The organism is Pseudomonas sp. DR 5-09 (assembly GCF_001655595.1).
Classification (GTDB): Bacteria; Pseudomonadota; Gammaproteobacteria; order Pseudomonadales; family Pseudomonadaceae; genus Aquipseudomonas; species Aquipseudomonas pharyngis.
Genome location: NZ_CP011566.1, coordinates 1,872,126 through 1,886,425 on the forward strand (window position 1 = coordinate 1,872,126; position 14,300 = coordinate 1,886,425).

The window sequence follows — 14,300 nt, forward strand, 5'->3', positions numbered from 1 at the left end:
TCATGGCAGTTGCGCCTCCAGCGGGCCGCCCAGCACTTTCAGGTATTCGAGCAGCGCCCAGCGTTCTTCAGGCTGCAACAGTCGGCCGATGACGCCGTTGCCGCGCTCGCCAGCGCGAAATTCGTGGCCGCTGTTGTGGTTGCCGGTGATGCGGGTGTCGAACAGGAAGCCGTTGGTGAAGGCTTCGGTGCGGTAGCCCAGATGGCGCGGGTCGTATTCGAAGGTGCCTTTATAGAAGGTGGTGGCGCGCTCGTCCTGAGGTGATAGCAACTGATAAAGGCTCGGCACCGAGCCGTTGTGCAGGAACGGGGCCGTGGCCCATACACCAGCAAGCGGACGCGCCTTGTAGGCGACTTTTTCGCGAACGCCGATCGGCAGACCGAAGCCGTCGAGCCGGGGTTTCTCGGCAGCAGTGACGCCGGCTTCGCGGTACGCGCGGTTTTCCACGAAGGCGGTGACGTAAGCCAGTCCCTTGGCCACTGAAAGCTGGCTGAGGTCCAGCGGTTCCTTGGGTTTGGGGTGTAACTTCACGTCCATTTGTTCGAGTTCCGCCAGGTTCCATTGCAGGGCGGTCAGGTCGAAACGGTGATTGGCAATGTTGTTGGCGGCATTCGGGTCGGTGCCGATGACATCCACCGGTAACATGTGCAGGTGTTGCACCCAGCGGTCGCCTTCCTGGGTCTGGCGCGGTACGTGGCACCCGGCGCAATTCTCGGCGAACAGGGCTCGGCCCTTGGCCGCCAAGGGTTTGTCGATGACGCCGAGCACCTCTTCAGGCCATGCCGGCGGTCGCAGTTTTTGCAGGGTTTCTTCGATCTTGTGCAGATCACGCACACGTACGCTGGAGGCATAGCGGTCATCGCCCTGCAGCGGCTGGCCGTTGGCGTCGAAGAAATTCAGCGTGGCGCCGACCCCCAGCGCCTCGCCGATATTGCGCGCCATCGGTTGCTGCGCCGAGCCGTTCCATTGCACCCAGTCGAAGGTCCACATGTCCCATAGCTGCGGGTAATCCACCGGGGCGTTGGCCACGCGATAGTTGCTTGGGGAGATCGCATCGCCGAAGGTCGCGTTGGCGATACGACCGAAGGCATCGGTGCGGCCGGGGCCTTCTTCGGTGGGGTAGAGGCCGCGATGGGTGTCATTCCAGGCCACTTTGATGAAGGTGTTCAGTGAGCGTTTGAAGTCTTTGCGCAGTTGTTCGTGGCGTGCGTCGTAGTCGTTGCCCAGCACGTGGCGGGCAAAGCGCTCGAATTTCCACGGGTTGTAGTAAGTCGAGGTGAGACTGGCGACCAATGCCTGTCCGAAACTGCCGCCGCGCAATGTAGGAACGCTGGAAGGCAACACATGCTGAGCCGAGCCGCCGTCTATGCGCACTGCCTGGCCATTGAAGTGCAATTCGCCGGTGTGGCAGGCCGCGCAGGTGATGTCGAGATATTGCTCGGAGCTGCCGGGATTCCGGTGCCTGGCGAAACCAACCGGCAGATTGCCCGGGTTGTCCGGCGTGGCTTTCTGCTGCGGATCGATCAGAAAACCGAAGCGCGCGAGGTATTCCGGGGAAGCGAAGCGTTGCTGCGAGAACGGCAGCTCCAGCGCCTGGAACCATTCGTAACGCAAGCCTTTGACCTGCGTTCCCTGTGGGGTGAAGTAGTAGGTCTGGCGCTCTTGCTCAGTCCACTGATCCAGGTAATGCACCTGTTTCGCGGGCGTCGGGAAGGGCAATTTCGGATTGGCGACATAGTAAAGAACCACTGCCAGGACCAGTCCCAGCAGCACCACGATCAGCGTCAGCACACGGTATAAGAGGCGCAAGATGAACATCCTTGTCGATTTGTTGCGCTGTTATGCCTGAGGCGGGTGGTGTGCGGCAAGTGGCCATTACGCCAAGTGTTGTGGGAGGTGACATCAATTGTCGTCAGAGCCAGATGACAGAAGCTTCATCACGGCGTTGGCCAAATGCGTTTTAATCCCTGAACTTATCGGAAGATTCCTGCTCTCATGCCGGTAGCCATTGGTCGTGGCGGCCTGATAAGCTCGCGGCTTTACTCGATTGCCCTTTCGGCGCATGAACAAGGAAATAGCATGAAACAGCATCGGTTGGCGGCGGCGGTTGCCCTGGTTAGCCTGGTACTCGCGGGTTGTGATTCGCAGACCAGCGTAGAGCTGAAAACCCCGGCGCAAAAAGCTTCCTACGGTATCGGCCTGAACATGGGCAAGAGCCTTGCTCAGGAAGGCATGGATGATCTGGACTCCAAAGCGGTAGCCCAGGGCATCGAAGATGCCGTTGGCAAGAAAGAACAGAAGCTGAAAGATGAAGAACTGGTCGAAGCTTTCGCCGCGCTGCAAAAGCGTGCCGAAGAGCGCATGGCCAAGATGAGCGAAGAGTCGGCAGCCGCCGGCAAGAAATTCCTCGAAGAAAACGGCAAGAAAGCCGGCGTGACCACCACCGCTTCCGGCTTGCAGTACGAAGTGGTCAAGAAAGCCGACGGCCCACAGCCTAAGCCTACTGATGTCGTGACCGTTCACTACACCGGCAAGCTGACCAACGGCACCGTATTCGACAGCTCCGTCGAGCGCGGCAGCCCGATCGATCTGCCGGTCAGCGGTGTGATCCCGGGTTGGGTCGAAGGCCTGCAACTGATGCACGTTGGCGAGAAGTACAAGCTGTACATCCCTAGCGATCTGGCTTACGGCGCACAATCGCCAAGCCCGGCAATCCCGGCCAACTCGGTTCTGGTCTTCGACCTGGAACTGTTGGGTATCAAGGATCCAGCCAAAGAAGACGCCGCTGCCGCCAAGCAATAAGCATCGGCACCGGTTTCAACAACAACGCCTCGCTTATGCGGGGCGTTGTTGCATCTGGACGATGGTCGGCGTAAACAGACCGAACCGATGCCGGTCATGGCAGTCCTAGACTTTAAGGTTGCTCGCGCTAGACGCCCGGAGCCGCCAAGTCAATGAAATATTGGGTTTTTTTATGTGTGTAAAAAACGCCCGATCTGAGCGCAGCCCTTATGAAACGGGGCTCTCAGCGCTGAAATGCAGCTCTGTTCACAAGGTTATCCACAATTTGTGTGGATAACATTTCAACGGGAGAAATAAATGAAAGCGCCGTGGAATTTCGCCCGATTCCTGCCTTTGGCCGGACGTTTGCTGGCGCGAGGCCGCTTGCCGACCTTGTTGTTCGCCGTGGCCAGCAAAGGCGCCGCCCAAGGCAATCGCCTCGGCAAGCTGAAGGACGATTTGCGTCTGTTGCAGGCGCTGTGCCTGGCGTACTGGCGCGGCGAATACCGCGCGATCAGCGCCAAGGCGATCGTTTCGGTGGTGGCCGGTCTGATGTATTTCCTCAGCCCGGTGGATGCGATCCCGGATTTCATTCCCATGTTCGGCATGCTCGATGACATTGCCGTTCTCGCCTGGCTAATGAAAACCCTCGACGATGAACTGAACGCCTTCCGCCTGTGGCGTCAGCGCCAGGCGCCGGAAAAGCTCAGAGTGGTCGAGCGTCTGCCCGATACGCCCGAGCAACTTCAGATTCAGGGGCCGAAAAAGTCCTGAATCGCGACAGCCTCTTATACAGATAGATACCCCCCACGACCTTGGCCGCTGTTAGGATTACACTTCTAGGGAAAAGTGCCGACTCGCTAAGTGTTGTTGTCCTACGGGGTAGTCATGGATATTCAGATAATTGCACGCGATGGCGAACCCGAATATGCGGTTCTGCCATGGGCTCAGTATCAGGCTCTACTGAAAGCAGCAGGCATCAACGAAGCACCGTCGCAACCGGCTCCAGCGCCGCTTGCGGCAACCCCGGACCCGATTCTTCCAGGTCTGGATCAGTTACGCAGTTTGCGCGAAGGGAAGGGCATCGCCATCGAGGCGCTGGCCCGCACGGTAGGCATCAGCCCGTCTTACCTGGCCATGATTGAAAGTGGCGAGCGTCTGCCCGACGCCGCGATTCGCCGCAGCCTGGCCTGGGAGTTGACGGTGCCAGGGTGGAGGGAACAATCGTGAGCGTACGCATCAGTCGTCAACATTGGGACGGATTGCTGGGGGAGCTGGATCAGGCGCGCAGGCAGCGCCATCTTTTGACTTATCGAGCCTTGCTTGAACGTCTGCAACTGCCCACGCCGGCCATGCAGACATTGACTGCTGCACTGGAGCATCTCGCCGCACTGGACGCGAAAGCCGAACAACCGTTGCGCAGTTCGCTGGTGATCAGCCAGGGTGCCAGTCGCCTGCCACGCACCGGTTTCTTTGAGTGTGTCGAGCGTCTGGGGCGTTTTTCCGGGCCGTCCGACGGTGTTGCCGCCGCCTCCTGGCATGCCTCGGAAGTGGTACGGGTGTTTGAGTACGAGTACCCGGAATCGGCGGAGGCCTGAGTGTTTTTACGACTCAAGGCGCGGGCAAGTTACTGGCTGGCCCGTAGGCTGTTTCACTGGTCGTGGTTTGTTCGTCAGCCCCGCGGCTGGCGCTGGCTCGAAGGGCAGTTTGCGCGCATGGCCAACCTGGGCGATGTCGGCGCGCAAAGTTTTTACGGGCACATCCTGACGTTTCGCGGGGTTGGCCTGGGCGCGCGTGAAGAAGGTGTGCGGTTGTTGCGACTGGCAGCGCTGGCCGGGGATGGCAAAGCGGCGTATCAGGTCGGTGTCATCAGTCTTGCAGGTACACCGAGCAAAGCGCCAGATCCTTCGGAAGCCGCTCGCTGGTGGACCATGGCCGCCAGGGCCGGGCATCCGTTGGCCGAGCTCAAGTTGAAAGAGCTGGCTGGTCGAGACGCTTCTCAATAAGCAAATCACCTGTTCCGTGAACGGGGCGTGAGGGAAACCTCCCGCCCCGTTTTTGCGTCTGCAATTCGATAAAAAATCAGTTACAGACTTCTCCTACATCCTCTGCCTACTCGCCTGACTTCTTTTCTGATTGATCCCCCGCAAAGTCCCTCGCCTGATTTTTGCGCGAGGGAACGCATATGTTCGACCCGGTTTTTCGTTTCGCCATGCGCATGGGAATGCGCTGATGGATGCCGTCACCCGCATCGAGCAAGAACTCGACAGCTTTCCCCGCACCCTCGATCTCTATCGCGAACAGCTGAAGCACTGGCTCAGTCGCTCGGCAGACGGCGTCAGTCATGCGGCCGATCTGCCGTCGCTGATGGGGATGGAGCGGGTCATCCGATTCGGCGAACACAGTACGGCAGTCGCGATTGACGACAACCGTTTTACTTCTGCGATCGTGCAATGCCCGGAATCCGGGCCGATGGAGATCGAGAGCAAGTTCGAGTCGGCGTACGACATTCCGTTGGGCGGCATCGTTGTCGATGTGGTGGCGGTGGAGGGCGGCGCAGTCAAGTCCGTCACCCTTGATGCTCAGGGCAAAGGGGAGTTCACCGGTGAGGCGGGCAAGTTTTATCGGGTGGTGGTGCACGGCGAGGCCAGCGAGCAGCAGGTTGATGCGCTTTTCGAATCCTACGATGGCCTGACTCGGCAGCTGGATGGCTGGCTGCGCAGCGAGTGGCAGGGATTCAAGCCGCAATGGTCGCAGTCGGTGGTCACAGCAGCCGGGAACGGCATGCTGGCCGGGAGCTGGGCGGCGATCGAGGGAGTGTGGGACAGCATCGGGTTGCTGTCGGAGATCCTCAAGAATCCGCTCGAGTTTGGTGGTCGTCTGGGAGACAGCGCGACAGCGTTGGCCGAGTTCGCGGTGTCGATGCCCGAAAAGATGGAGCAGCTCCAACTGCTCGTCAGTGACGAGGCGGCGCTGTGCCTGTTGCTGCGTACCGCCAGCCTCTGGCTGGAGATGCTGCCACCTAATGAAATTGCCGGAAAAACCGCCGAGGCCGTCTCGATGGTGGTGGTGCAACTGCTGATCGATGTGTTGATCGGCGTTGTGCTGACCTTTGTCGGTGCCGGGGCGGGGATTGCGTATCTGACCTTGCGTCTGGCGGATCGTGGCGCCCAGTTACTGTCGGCGGTGATGCGTCTGGTGAAAGCGATGTTCGGCATCGTCAGCACCTTCATCGGCTATGTGAACCAGTACAAATCCGTCGCCGCTCGGGGTATCGCCGCCGGGGTGAAAAAGGGCCGCATGCAACTGCGTTGGGATGCCCGGCGCAATGCCTCCCTGAAAAAAGACGAGCACCACGACGACACGCCGGATCAGGCGAAGAACCCCAACGGTGACAGTGCCGATTGTGCACCGAGGACCTGCACCAATGGCTGCCCGGTGTCGATGGTCACTGGCGAAGAGCTGCTGACGCTGACCGATGGTGTGCTCGATGGGCTGTTGCCGTTCGAGTTCAGTCGGTTGTATCGCACCAGTGCGGTTGAGATCGATGTCGGGCTGGGGTTTGGCTGGAGTCATTCGCTGGCGCATCGGCTGGAGATTGATGGCGCTTCGGTGGTCTGGGTCGACCATGAGAACCGGCGCACGCAGTTTCCGCTGCCGAATGTCGAGCGGCCGGCCATTCACAACAGCTTGTCGCGGGCGGCGATCTTTCTGGGAGATGAGCCGGAGGAGTTGATCGTTGCGCTGGCGGGAGACGCAGCGCGGTTTTATCACTTTCGGGTTGGGCGTCTGACAGCTGTCAGCGATGCCTATGGCAATCGTCTGACGGTGCATCGGGATCTTTCCGACCGGATTCAGCGCCTGGACAACGGCGCTGGCCGCTCCTTGTTGCTGCGCTATGAGCGAGCGCATCTGGTTGCGGTCGATTATCAGGTTTGGCGCGATGCGGTCTGGCGCACCGAGCAGACGCTGGCCAGCTACCGCTTTGATGCCCGCCATCGATTGATCGAGGCGTCCAACGCGGTCGGCGAGTGCGAGCGTTACGACTACGACGACCAGCACGTCATCCTGCAACGGCAACTGGCGGGCGGCGCGAGTTTCTTCTGGGAGTGGGAGCGTGCCGGCAAGGCAGCGCGTTGCGTGCGGCACTGGGCGTCGTTTTCGCAGATGGATACGCGTTACGTCTGGGATGACGCCGGCAGTGTCACGGTGCAGTACGTCGACGGCACTGAAGAAACCTACGTCCACGACGATACGGCGCGGCTGGTGCGTCAGGTCGCCGCCGATGGTGGCGAACAGCTCAAGACCTACGACGCGCAGGGCCGATTGGTCGCCGAGCAGGATGCGCTGGGGGCGGTCACCGAATACCGCTACGACGATGCCGGACGGCTGATCGCGCTGATTCCGCCGGACGATGCGCCGACGTCCTACGAATACCGCAACGGTTTCCTGCACAGCCGTTCGCGTGGCGATGCGGTGTGGACGTACCGGCGCAATGCCCAGGGTGATATCACCGAAGCGGTCGACCCGGATGGCCACGTCACCCATTACCACTACGACGCGCAGGGGCGGTTGCTGTCGATCCGTTATCCGGACAGTGGCCGCCATGTGTTCGTCTGGAACGACCTGGGCCAGTTGGTCGAGGAGAGCTTGCCGGACGGTGGGGTTCGCAAGTTTTCCTACGATGCCTTGGGGCGGCGGATTACGGCGCAGGACGAACATGGCGCGGTCACCCGTCATGCGTGGGACGCCGTTGGCCGGCTGATCCAGACCACCTCGCCGAATGGCGCCACCCGTGCCTGGTCCTACAGCGCCTACGGCCAGATCACCGCCGAACGCGATGAACTGGGGCGCATCACCCGCTACGAATATGACGATGACCTGCATTTGGTCAGCCGCCGGATCAACCCCGACGGCACGCGGCTGCAGTACCGCTACGACCATGCGCAGCTGCTGCTGACGGAAATCGAGAACGAGTCGGGCGAAAAGTATCGGCTGGACTATACGCCCACCGGGCTGATCCGACAGGAAACCGGCTTCGATGGCCGGCGTACGGCGTATGTCTACGACCGCAACAGTCATCTGCTGGAAAAGACCGAGTTCGGCGACGACGGCTCGACGCTGGTCACCACTTACCAGCGCGACAGCGCCGGGCGATTGCTGCTCAAGACCCTGCCGGACGGGGTCGAGGTCAGCTATCGCTATGACCTTTTAGGCCGTTTGGTCGGCGTGGATGACGGCCAGGATCACCCGCTGGCCTTCGAATACGACCTGCAGGACCGGCTGGTGCGCGAGCATCAGGGCTGGGGCACCTTGCGTTACACCTACGACGCCTGCGGCCAGCTCACTCGCATGCGTCTGCCGGACAACAGCAAGCTCGACTACCACTACGCCAAGGGCGGCGCGCTGACCGCGATCGACCTCAACGGCGCCTTGCTGACCCGCCACGTCTACCAGAACGGCCGCGAACAGCAACGTCAACAAGGCCTGCTGCTCAGCGAATACACCTACGACGAACAGGGCCGCTTACGCGCCCACGCCGTAGGTCATCAACGCAGTGCGCTGTACCGCCGCGACTTTGCCTACAGCGCCAACGGCAACCTCGAACACATCGCCGACACCCGCCACGGCCAGCGCAGCTACACCTACGACGCCCTCGACCGGCTGATCCGCGTGCGCCACACCCGTGATGATGTGCCGGAAAACTTCGCTCACGACCCGGCCGGCAACCTGCTGATGCAGGACCGCCCCGGCCCGACACAGATCAAAGGCAACCGCCTGCGGATGCAGGGCGACCGCCATTACGACTACGACGCCTTCGGCAACCTGATCCGCGAACGCCGCGGCCGCGCGCAAACCCTCGTCACCGAATACCGCTACGACAGCCAGCACCGCCTGATCGGCCTGACCCGCCCCGACGGCACCAGCGCCAGCTACCAATACGACGCCTTCGGCCGCCGGATCCGCAAGACCGTCAATGGCCAGACCACCGAGTTTTTCTGGCAAGGCGACCACCTGATCGCCGAAAGCAGCCCGACCCAGCACCGCAGCTTCATCTACGAACCCGGCACCTTCCGCCCGCTGGCCATGCTCGACGGCAAAGGCCCGAAACGCGCCTGCCCGTTCTACTACCAACTCGACCACCTCGGCACCCCGCAGGAATTGACGGATTACAGCGGCGAGATCGTCTGGTCCGCCAAATACAGCGCCTACGGCAAAGTCACCTCGCTGGAGCTGGCAACCGAGGACTACCTGAACCAGCCGCTGCGCTTTCAGGGTCAGTACTTCGATGACGAAAGCGGGCTGCATTACAACCGGCACCGGTATTACGACCCGGACATGGGACGGTACCTGACGCCGGATCCGGTGAAGCTGGCGGGTGGGCTGAATCAGTACCGGTACGTGCCGAATCCGACGGGGTGGGTGGATCCGTTGGGGTTGACCTCCAATTGTCCGCCGCCGAACAAGCCGGGCTGTCCGGTGCCGGATGGGGTGGGTGGTTCAGTTGTTGATGAGGGTGAGCCAGCGCTGCCGAAGATGACGGCGCAGGAGCGGCGGGAGAGAATTGATGAGTTGGCGGAGGCGAATGCGAAGAGACGTGTGTGGGAATATGAAAAACGTTATGGAATGCACACTGTCGAAAAGCACAGTTCAGAAATTTCTGATAAAGCTCTTGAACAGAGAGCAATCAATGGTGCGAATCCTCACACTGGATTAATCCCAAAAGGTGCAAAGGGCAACCGGAGCTCTCAATTTCATAATTGGCGCATGCATTTGGGCGCGCTAAATAAGGCGATGACGAAGGATAAGAATGGCTTGATTATGCACACCGGAAAAGATCAAAACAAAAAACCAATAGTGAGATTGGAACTACCTGGTGCAGGGCGTGGGTACAGGCCGAATAAAAAAGACGTTCACAATCCTAGCTTGAATGAAAACTTGAATTGGTTTGAAGTTAAGTTTGATCAGGTAAATACACAAAACCCGTTTACAGCATTTCCGACCGAGGTGAAGTGATGTTGAAAGATCCATATTTAAATGAAGAGTTTGAACCGGATTTAATGTGGTTTATAGGCGTTTTCGACGTTTATGATCGGGAGGAAACTCGAGGTGCCGAACTCGAGGTTTACAATCCTAATGATTCTACTGATAGAGAGCTTCTTATCAGGAAGTATTGTCTTAATCTGCCATACCTTTCCTATAGGCATAAGCTAGTACTAGTTGAAAATTTGGAATTGCTGCTCTTGGAGCAAAATTATGACTTTCAAGAACTATTCGAGATCGATGAATACGAAGCAGCAAGTTGGCCACGAGGGGAATGGTACTCTCTAGAGGATCCACGCTGCTTCTTCCAAGATATCTACAGGCTTGCGAAGGAAATTTGGGGTGAGGATCTCGCGAATGCCGCTGGTGAGGATCGGTCCACATGGTAGTTATCGAGCCTTTACATCAGCGATGACCTGAAACGAGCGCTTCGTTAAAAGGTAGTGCACGTATGCTGTCGATAACATGCACGCTATACCCCGGAACATTCTTCGCATGATGCTTCGCCTGCGAAGCCATCTCTGCCAACTGACTCGCATCCAGTTGCGCACACGCTTCAGGATGCAAATGCACCACGCCAATGGACAGTGACAGCAACGGAAACTCCTGTCGTATACCCTGGCGATTCGGCGCAACAAAACACCCAGCTTCAAGGTGCTCAGGGCGGTAGAAACGTCGGCATTGGCTCTGGAAATCATCCAGCAACTGGTTGAGCCGTTTGCGCCAATCTTCCGGGCCGAGTACCAACAGGAAATCGTCCCCTCCAATATGCCCGACAAAGTCGCGAGACGGGTCGACGCGTTCGTTGAGGCATTGCGCCAGACACAGCAGCACTTCATCCCCACGTCCATATCCGTAGATATCGTTAAAGGGTTTGAAGCTGTCGATGTCGACATAGCAGATGACCGACTCGCGCCCCTGTTGCAGCAACCTCGTCAAACATTGCTGAATCGGCACATTCCCCGGCAGCAAGGTCAGCGGATTGGCATAGCGGGCCTGCTGGATTTTCAGTTCGGTGATCAGTTTGAGCACGTCAATCACCCGGCCCAGGCCCAGGTAGCTGCCGTTTAGGGTGATGATGAAATCCTCTTCGATGCGTTGGCGGGCGCGGCTGGTGATCAGGCGGCTGACCTGTTGCAGCGACTGGCTCATTTCCACGGCGAGGAAGTCGTCGTTCATCAGGCGGCTGATCGGTTTGCGGGCGAACAGGTCGGTGGCAAAGGGTTTGAGCAGCGCATCGGACAACGAGTGACGATGAACGATGCCGCACGGTTGGCCCTGTTCATCGAGCACCGCCAGCGAGTTGAGGTTGGCCTGGCGGCGGAAAGCCTCCAGTACGGTGGCGGTCGGTGTGTCGCGATTCACGGCGGGTTGATCGTTGAGCAGGGCGCTGAGATCGCTGCCTTCATCGTTCAGCGCCACGGCGCTGCTGTCGTGCTTGGGCATCAAGGCCCGGGCATCGCGCGACGGGTGTTCCTGAGGACGGCCGAGCAGGTAGCCCTGTACCAGATCCACACCCATTTCGGTCAGTACCGCCAGTTCCTCTGGCAACTCGATACCTTCGGCAATCACCTGCGCCCGGGAAGCCTTGGCGATTTGCAGGATTGATCCGACGAACTCGCGTTTCAACGCATCCTGATGAATGCCGTCGATGAAGTGCCGGTCGATCTTCACGTAATCCGGCCGCAGCTCCGACCACAGACGCAGGCTTGAATAACCGGCCCCAAGATCGTCGAGGGCAATCGAAAACCCCATCGCCCGATAGTGATGCAGTGCAGTCTGCAGCAACTGGAAATCATCGATCGGCGTCTGTTCGGTGAGTTCGATCACCACCTGGCTGGGCGGAATACCGAAATCCTGCAGCAGCTGCAGCGTGCGCCCCGGCTGGTGCGCGGCTTCGAGCAGGGATTCGGGAGAGACGTTGAGAAACAGCTTGCCCGGCAACTGCTGTTCGTTGAAGCGACGACAGGCACTCTGACGGCAGGCGATTTCCAGTTCGCTCAAGCGCCCGGCCTGACGGGCCACGGCGAACAGGGCGATGGGCGAGTGCAGCGGGCTGTTGGACGGGCCGCGGGTCAGGGCTTCGTAGCCGAGAATGCGCCGTTCGGAGAGGCAAATGATCGGCTGGAACAGGCTGTGTAATCCGCTTTGAGTCAGGATCGAGCTCAAGGCACTCAGCTGTTCGGTCGTGGTCATGGCAATCTCTGGCGATAAAAAAAGGACTGGGAGCGTTCTCGATGAAGAGAACAGCTCCCAGTCCTTTATTGCACGACAGAATGATGACTGTTTGATGACGATCCGGGGATCGTCAGCATTAAATTGCCATCACCTTACTTCTTTGCGACCTGGTTGCTCAGCTTCAGGTAATCCAGCAGCACTCGCCCGGTCTCGCTCAGGTAGGCGTCGTCTTCCGGTTTGACCTTGTCCGGCTCGGCGGCGGCCAGGGCGTCGTCGTCTTCTTTCTTCAGCTCTTTGAGCGGTTCTTCGCCTTTGGCCTTGCGACGGATGTTCTCCATCGCCAGTTGCTTGGCGTCGATGTCGGCGTGCTGGGCACGGCGTTCGGCTTCATTGAGGCTGACGGTTTTTTCTTCCAGCAGCTTCTGCGCCAGGGCCAGCTTGTCGCGGATGAACACGAACTCCGCATCCTTGGCAGAACGGCTGTCATGCTCGGATTTCAGCTGGGCCAGGTACGGCTTGAACGGATCGCTCGCCGGTTTGATCGCTGCGCGGATGGTGTCCCACGGCATGGCTTCCGGCAGGGCGCTTTCGCCGATTTCCTTGGTGTCGATGATCGACGGGTAATCGATGTCCGGCAGTACGCCCTGATGCTGGGTGCTCTGGCCGGAAACCCGGTAGAACTTGGCCAGGGTCAGTTTCAGTTCGCCGTGGTTCAGCGGCTGGATGGTCTGCACGGTGCCTTTGCCGAAGGTCTGGCCACCGATGATCAGCGCACGGTGGTAGTCCTGCATGGCGCCGGCGAAAATCTCCGAAGCCGAGGCGGACAGGCGGTTGACCAGCAGCGCCATCGGGCCTTTGTAGAAGGCGCCCGGGTTTTCATCTTCAAGTACATCGACCCGGCCATCGGCGTTACGCACGAGCACGGTAGGGCCCTTGTCGATGAACAGGCTGGTCAGCTCGGTGGCTTCCTGCAGGGAACCGCCGCCGTTGTTGCGCAGGTCGATGACCACGCCGTCGACTTTCTCTTTCTGCAGTTCGGTCAGCAGCTTCTTGACGTCGCGAGTGGTGCTCTTGTAGTCCGGATCGCCGGCACGGAAGGCCTTGAAGTCGAGGTAGAACGCCGGAATCTCGATCACGCCGAGCTTGTAGTCCTTGCCGTCCTGTTTCAGGTTCAGCACGGACTTCTTCACGGCCTGGTCTTCGAGCTTCACCGCTTCGCGGGTGATCGGCACGATCTTGCTGGTCTGATCGTTCGGCGCATTGCTGGCCGGGATGACTTCCAGACGCACCACGGTGCCTTTCGGGCCACGGATCAGCTTGACCACTTCGTCCAGACGCCAGCCGACCACGTCAACCATCTCTTTGTTGCCCTGGGCAACGCCGATGATCTTGTCGGCCGGAGCAACCTGCTTGGTCTTGTCGGCCGGGCCTGCCGGCACCAGACGCACGACTTTCACCTGGTCGTTGTCGCTCTGCAACACGGCGCCGATGCCCTCGAGGGACAGGCTCATGTTGATGTCGAAGTTCTCCGCGTTATCCGGCGACAGATAGTTGGTGTGCGGATCGTAAGACATGGCGAAGGTGTTGATGTACGCCTGGAAGATGTCTTCGGCGCGGGTCTGGTCCAGACGCGCCAGTTGATTCTTGTAGCGCTTGGTCAGGGTTTCCTGGATCTGCTTCGGCTCTTTGCCGGCGATCTTCTGCCGCAGCACTTCGTCCTTGACGCGTTTGCGCCACAGGTCATCGAGTTCGGCGGTGGACTTGAGCCACGGAGCATCCTTGCGATCGATCAGCAAGGTTTCCCTGGTGGTGAAGTCCATCTTGTCGACGCCTTTGTTCAGCTCGGCAAGGGCGAAGTCCAGACGCGCCTTCACGCGGTCCAGGTAGCGCTTGTAGATGGTGAACCCGGCGTTGAGGTCGCCGCTCTTGAGGAAGTCGTCGAATTGGGTCTTCCACTTGTCGAATTCGGCGATGTCGCTGGCCATGAAATAGCTGCGCGACGGGTCGAGCAGCTTGATGTAGCTGTCGTAGATGATCACCGAGCGCGCATCGTCGAGCGGCGGCTTGCTGTAGTGATGACGCTTGAGCAACTCGACGACGTTCAGACTGGCGATCACTTCGTCGCGATCAGGCTGTAACTTGTCCCAGCTGTTGGCTGCGAATGTGGTGCCCGACACCGGCAACAGACCGATACCGATGAAAAGAGCGAGGGCGGTGCTGGGGAGCAGATGCTTCATGCTGATTCGACGCGGGGACAATTGATAACGCATATTAGGCCGTCTTTGAAGTCGCCGGTA

10 protein-coding genes are annotated in these 14,300 nt (G+C 59.5%); 7 read left to right on the forward strand and 3 right to left on the reverse strand.

Annotation, left to right across the window (positions count from 1 at the left end; all coding sequences use genetic code 11):
- Positions 1-1,809, reverse strand: a complete 1,809-nt coding sequence (locus PDR5_RS08500; protein WP_064600723.1) for a di-heme-cytochrome C peroxidase — start codon at positions 1,807-1,809, stop codon at positions 1-3.
- Positions 1,810-2,079: 270 nt separating this feature from the next.
- On the opposite strand from PDR5_RS08500, the gene PDR5_RS08505 reads away from it, so the two are divergent.
- The 7 genes from PDR5_RS08505 to PDR5_RS08535 all read left to right on the forward strand — a co-directional run bounded on the left by PDR5_RS08505 (position 2,080) and on the right by PDR5_RS08535 (position 10,214).
- Positions 2,080-2,802 (forward strand): FKBP-type peptidyl-prolyl cis-trans isomerase, encoded by a 723-nt coding sequence (locus PDR5_RS08505; protein ID WP_039769851.1) that lies wholly within the window; start codon positions 2,080-2,082, stop codon positions 2,800-2,802.
- A 297-nt stretch (positions 2,803-3,099) separates the two neighbouring features.
- Complete coding sequence (locus tag PDR5_RS08510) at positions 3,100-3,555, forward strand: YkvA family protein (protein WP_064594557.1); 456 nt, start codon at positions 3,100-3,102, stop codon at positions 3,553-3,555.
- 114 nt (positions 3,556-3,669) lie between these two features.
- Positions 3,670-4,011 (forward strand): helix-turn-helix domain-containing protein, encoded by a 342-nt coding sequence (locus PDR5_RS08515; protein ID WP_007950435.1) that lies wholly within the window; start codon positions 3,670-3,672, stop codon positions 4,009-4,011.
- The gene (locus tag PDR5_RS08520) at positions 4,008-4,379 is read left to right on the forward strand and encodes a hypothetical protein (RefSeq protein ID WP_003223109.1); all 372 of its coding nucleotides are present in this window, start codon (positions 4,008-4,010) and stop codon (positions 4,377-4,379) included. The genes PDR5_RS08515 and PDR5_RS08520 overlap by 4 nt, the downstream gene beginning before the upstream one ends.
- Positions 4,380-4,787: an SEL1-like repeat protein gene (locus PDR5_RS08525; protein WP_039769853.1), complete on the forward strand. Its 408-nt coding sequence runs from the start codon at positions 4,380-4,382 to the stop codon at positions 4,785-4,787.
- 226 nt (positions 4,788-5,013) lie between these two features.
- The gene (locus tag PDR5_RS08530; RefSeq protein ID WP_064594559.1) at positions 5,014-9,798 is read left to right on the forward strand and encodes an RHS repeat-associated core domain-containing protein; all 4,785 of its coding nucleotides are present in this window, start codon (positions 5,014-5,016) and stop codon (positions 9,796-9,798) included.
- Positions 9,798-10,214: a hypothetical protein gene (locus PDR5_RS08535; protein ID WP_064594561.1), complete on the forward strand. Its 417-nt coding sequence runs from the start codon at positions 9,798-9,800 to the stop codon at positions 10,212-10,214. The genes PDR5_RS08530 and PDR5_RS08535 overlap by 1 nt, the downstream gene beginning before the upstream one ends.
- Positions 10,215-10,230: 16 nt before the next feature.
- Here PDR5_RS08535 and PDR5_RS08540 read toward each other — a convergent pair whose 3' ends face one another.
- Both PDR5_RS08540 and PDR5_RS08545 read right to left on the reverse strand, forming a co-directional pair.
- The gene (locus PDR5_RS08540; RefSeq protein WP_064594563.1) at positions 10,231-12,021 is read right to left on the reverse strand and encodes a bifunctional diguanylate cyclase/phosphodiesterase; all 1,791 of its coding nucleotides are present in this window, start codon (positions 12,019-12,021) and stop codon (positions 10,231-10,233) included.
- A gap of 134 nt (positions 12,022-12,155) precedes the next feature.
- Positions 12,156-14,240 carry a carboxy terminal-processing peptidase gene (locus PDR5_RS08545; RefSeq protein WP_166742345.1) on the reverse strand — a complete coding sequence of 695 codons (2,085 nt, stop codon included), beginning with the start codon at positions 14,238-14,240 and terminating at the stop codon, positions 12,156-12,158.
- Positions 14,241-14,300 lie beyond the last annotated feature (60 nt).

Bases quoted from the DNA above. Each gene is read 5' to 3' on its own strand.
- PDR5_RS08505 (WP_039769851.1), top strand. From the start codon at position 2,080: ATGAAACAGCATCGGTTGGCGGCGGCGGTTGCCCTGGTTAGCCTGGTA.
- PDR5_RS08510 (WP_064594557.1), top strand. From the start codon at position 3,100: ATGAAAGCGCCGTGGAATTTCGCCCGATTCCTGCCTTTGGCCGGACGT.
- PDR5_RS08515 (WP_007950435.1), top strand. From the start codon at position 3,670: ATGGATATTCAGATAATTGCACGCGATGGCGAACCCGAATATGCGGTT.
- PDR5_RS08530 (WP_064594559.1), top strand. From the start codon at position 5,014: ATGGATGCCGTCACCCGCATCGAGCAAGAACTCGACAGCTTTCCCCGC.
- PDR5_RS08535 (WP_064594561.1), top strand. From the start codon at position 9,798: ATGTTGAAAGATCCATATTTAAATGAAGAGTTTGAACCGGATTTAATG.
- PDR5_RS08540 (WP_064594563.1), bottom strand. From the start codon at position 12,021: ATGACCACGACCGAACAGCTGAGTGCCTTGAGCTCGATCCTGACTCAA.
- PDR5_RS08545 (WP_166742345.1), bottom strand. From the start codon at position 14,240: ATGAAGCATCTGCTCCCCAGCACCGCCCTCGCTCTTTTCATCGGTATC.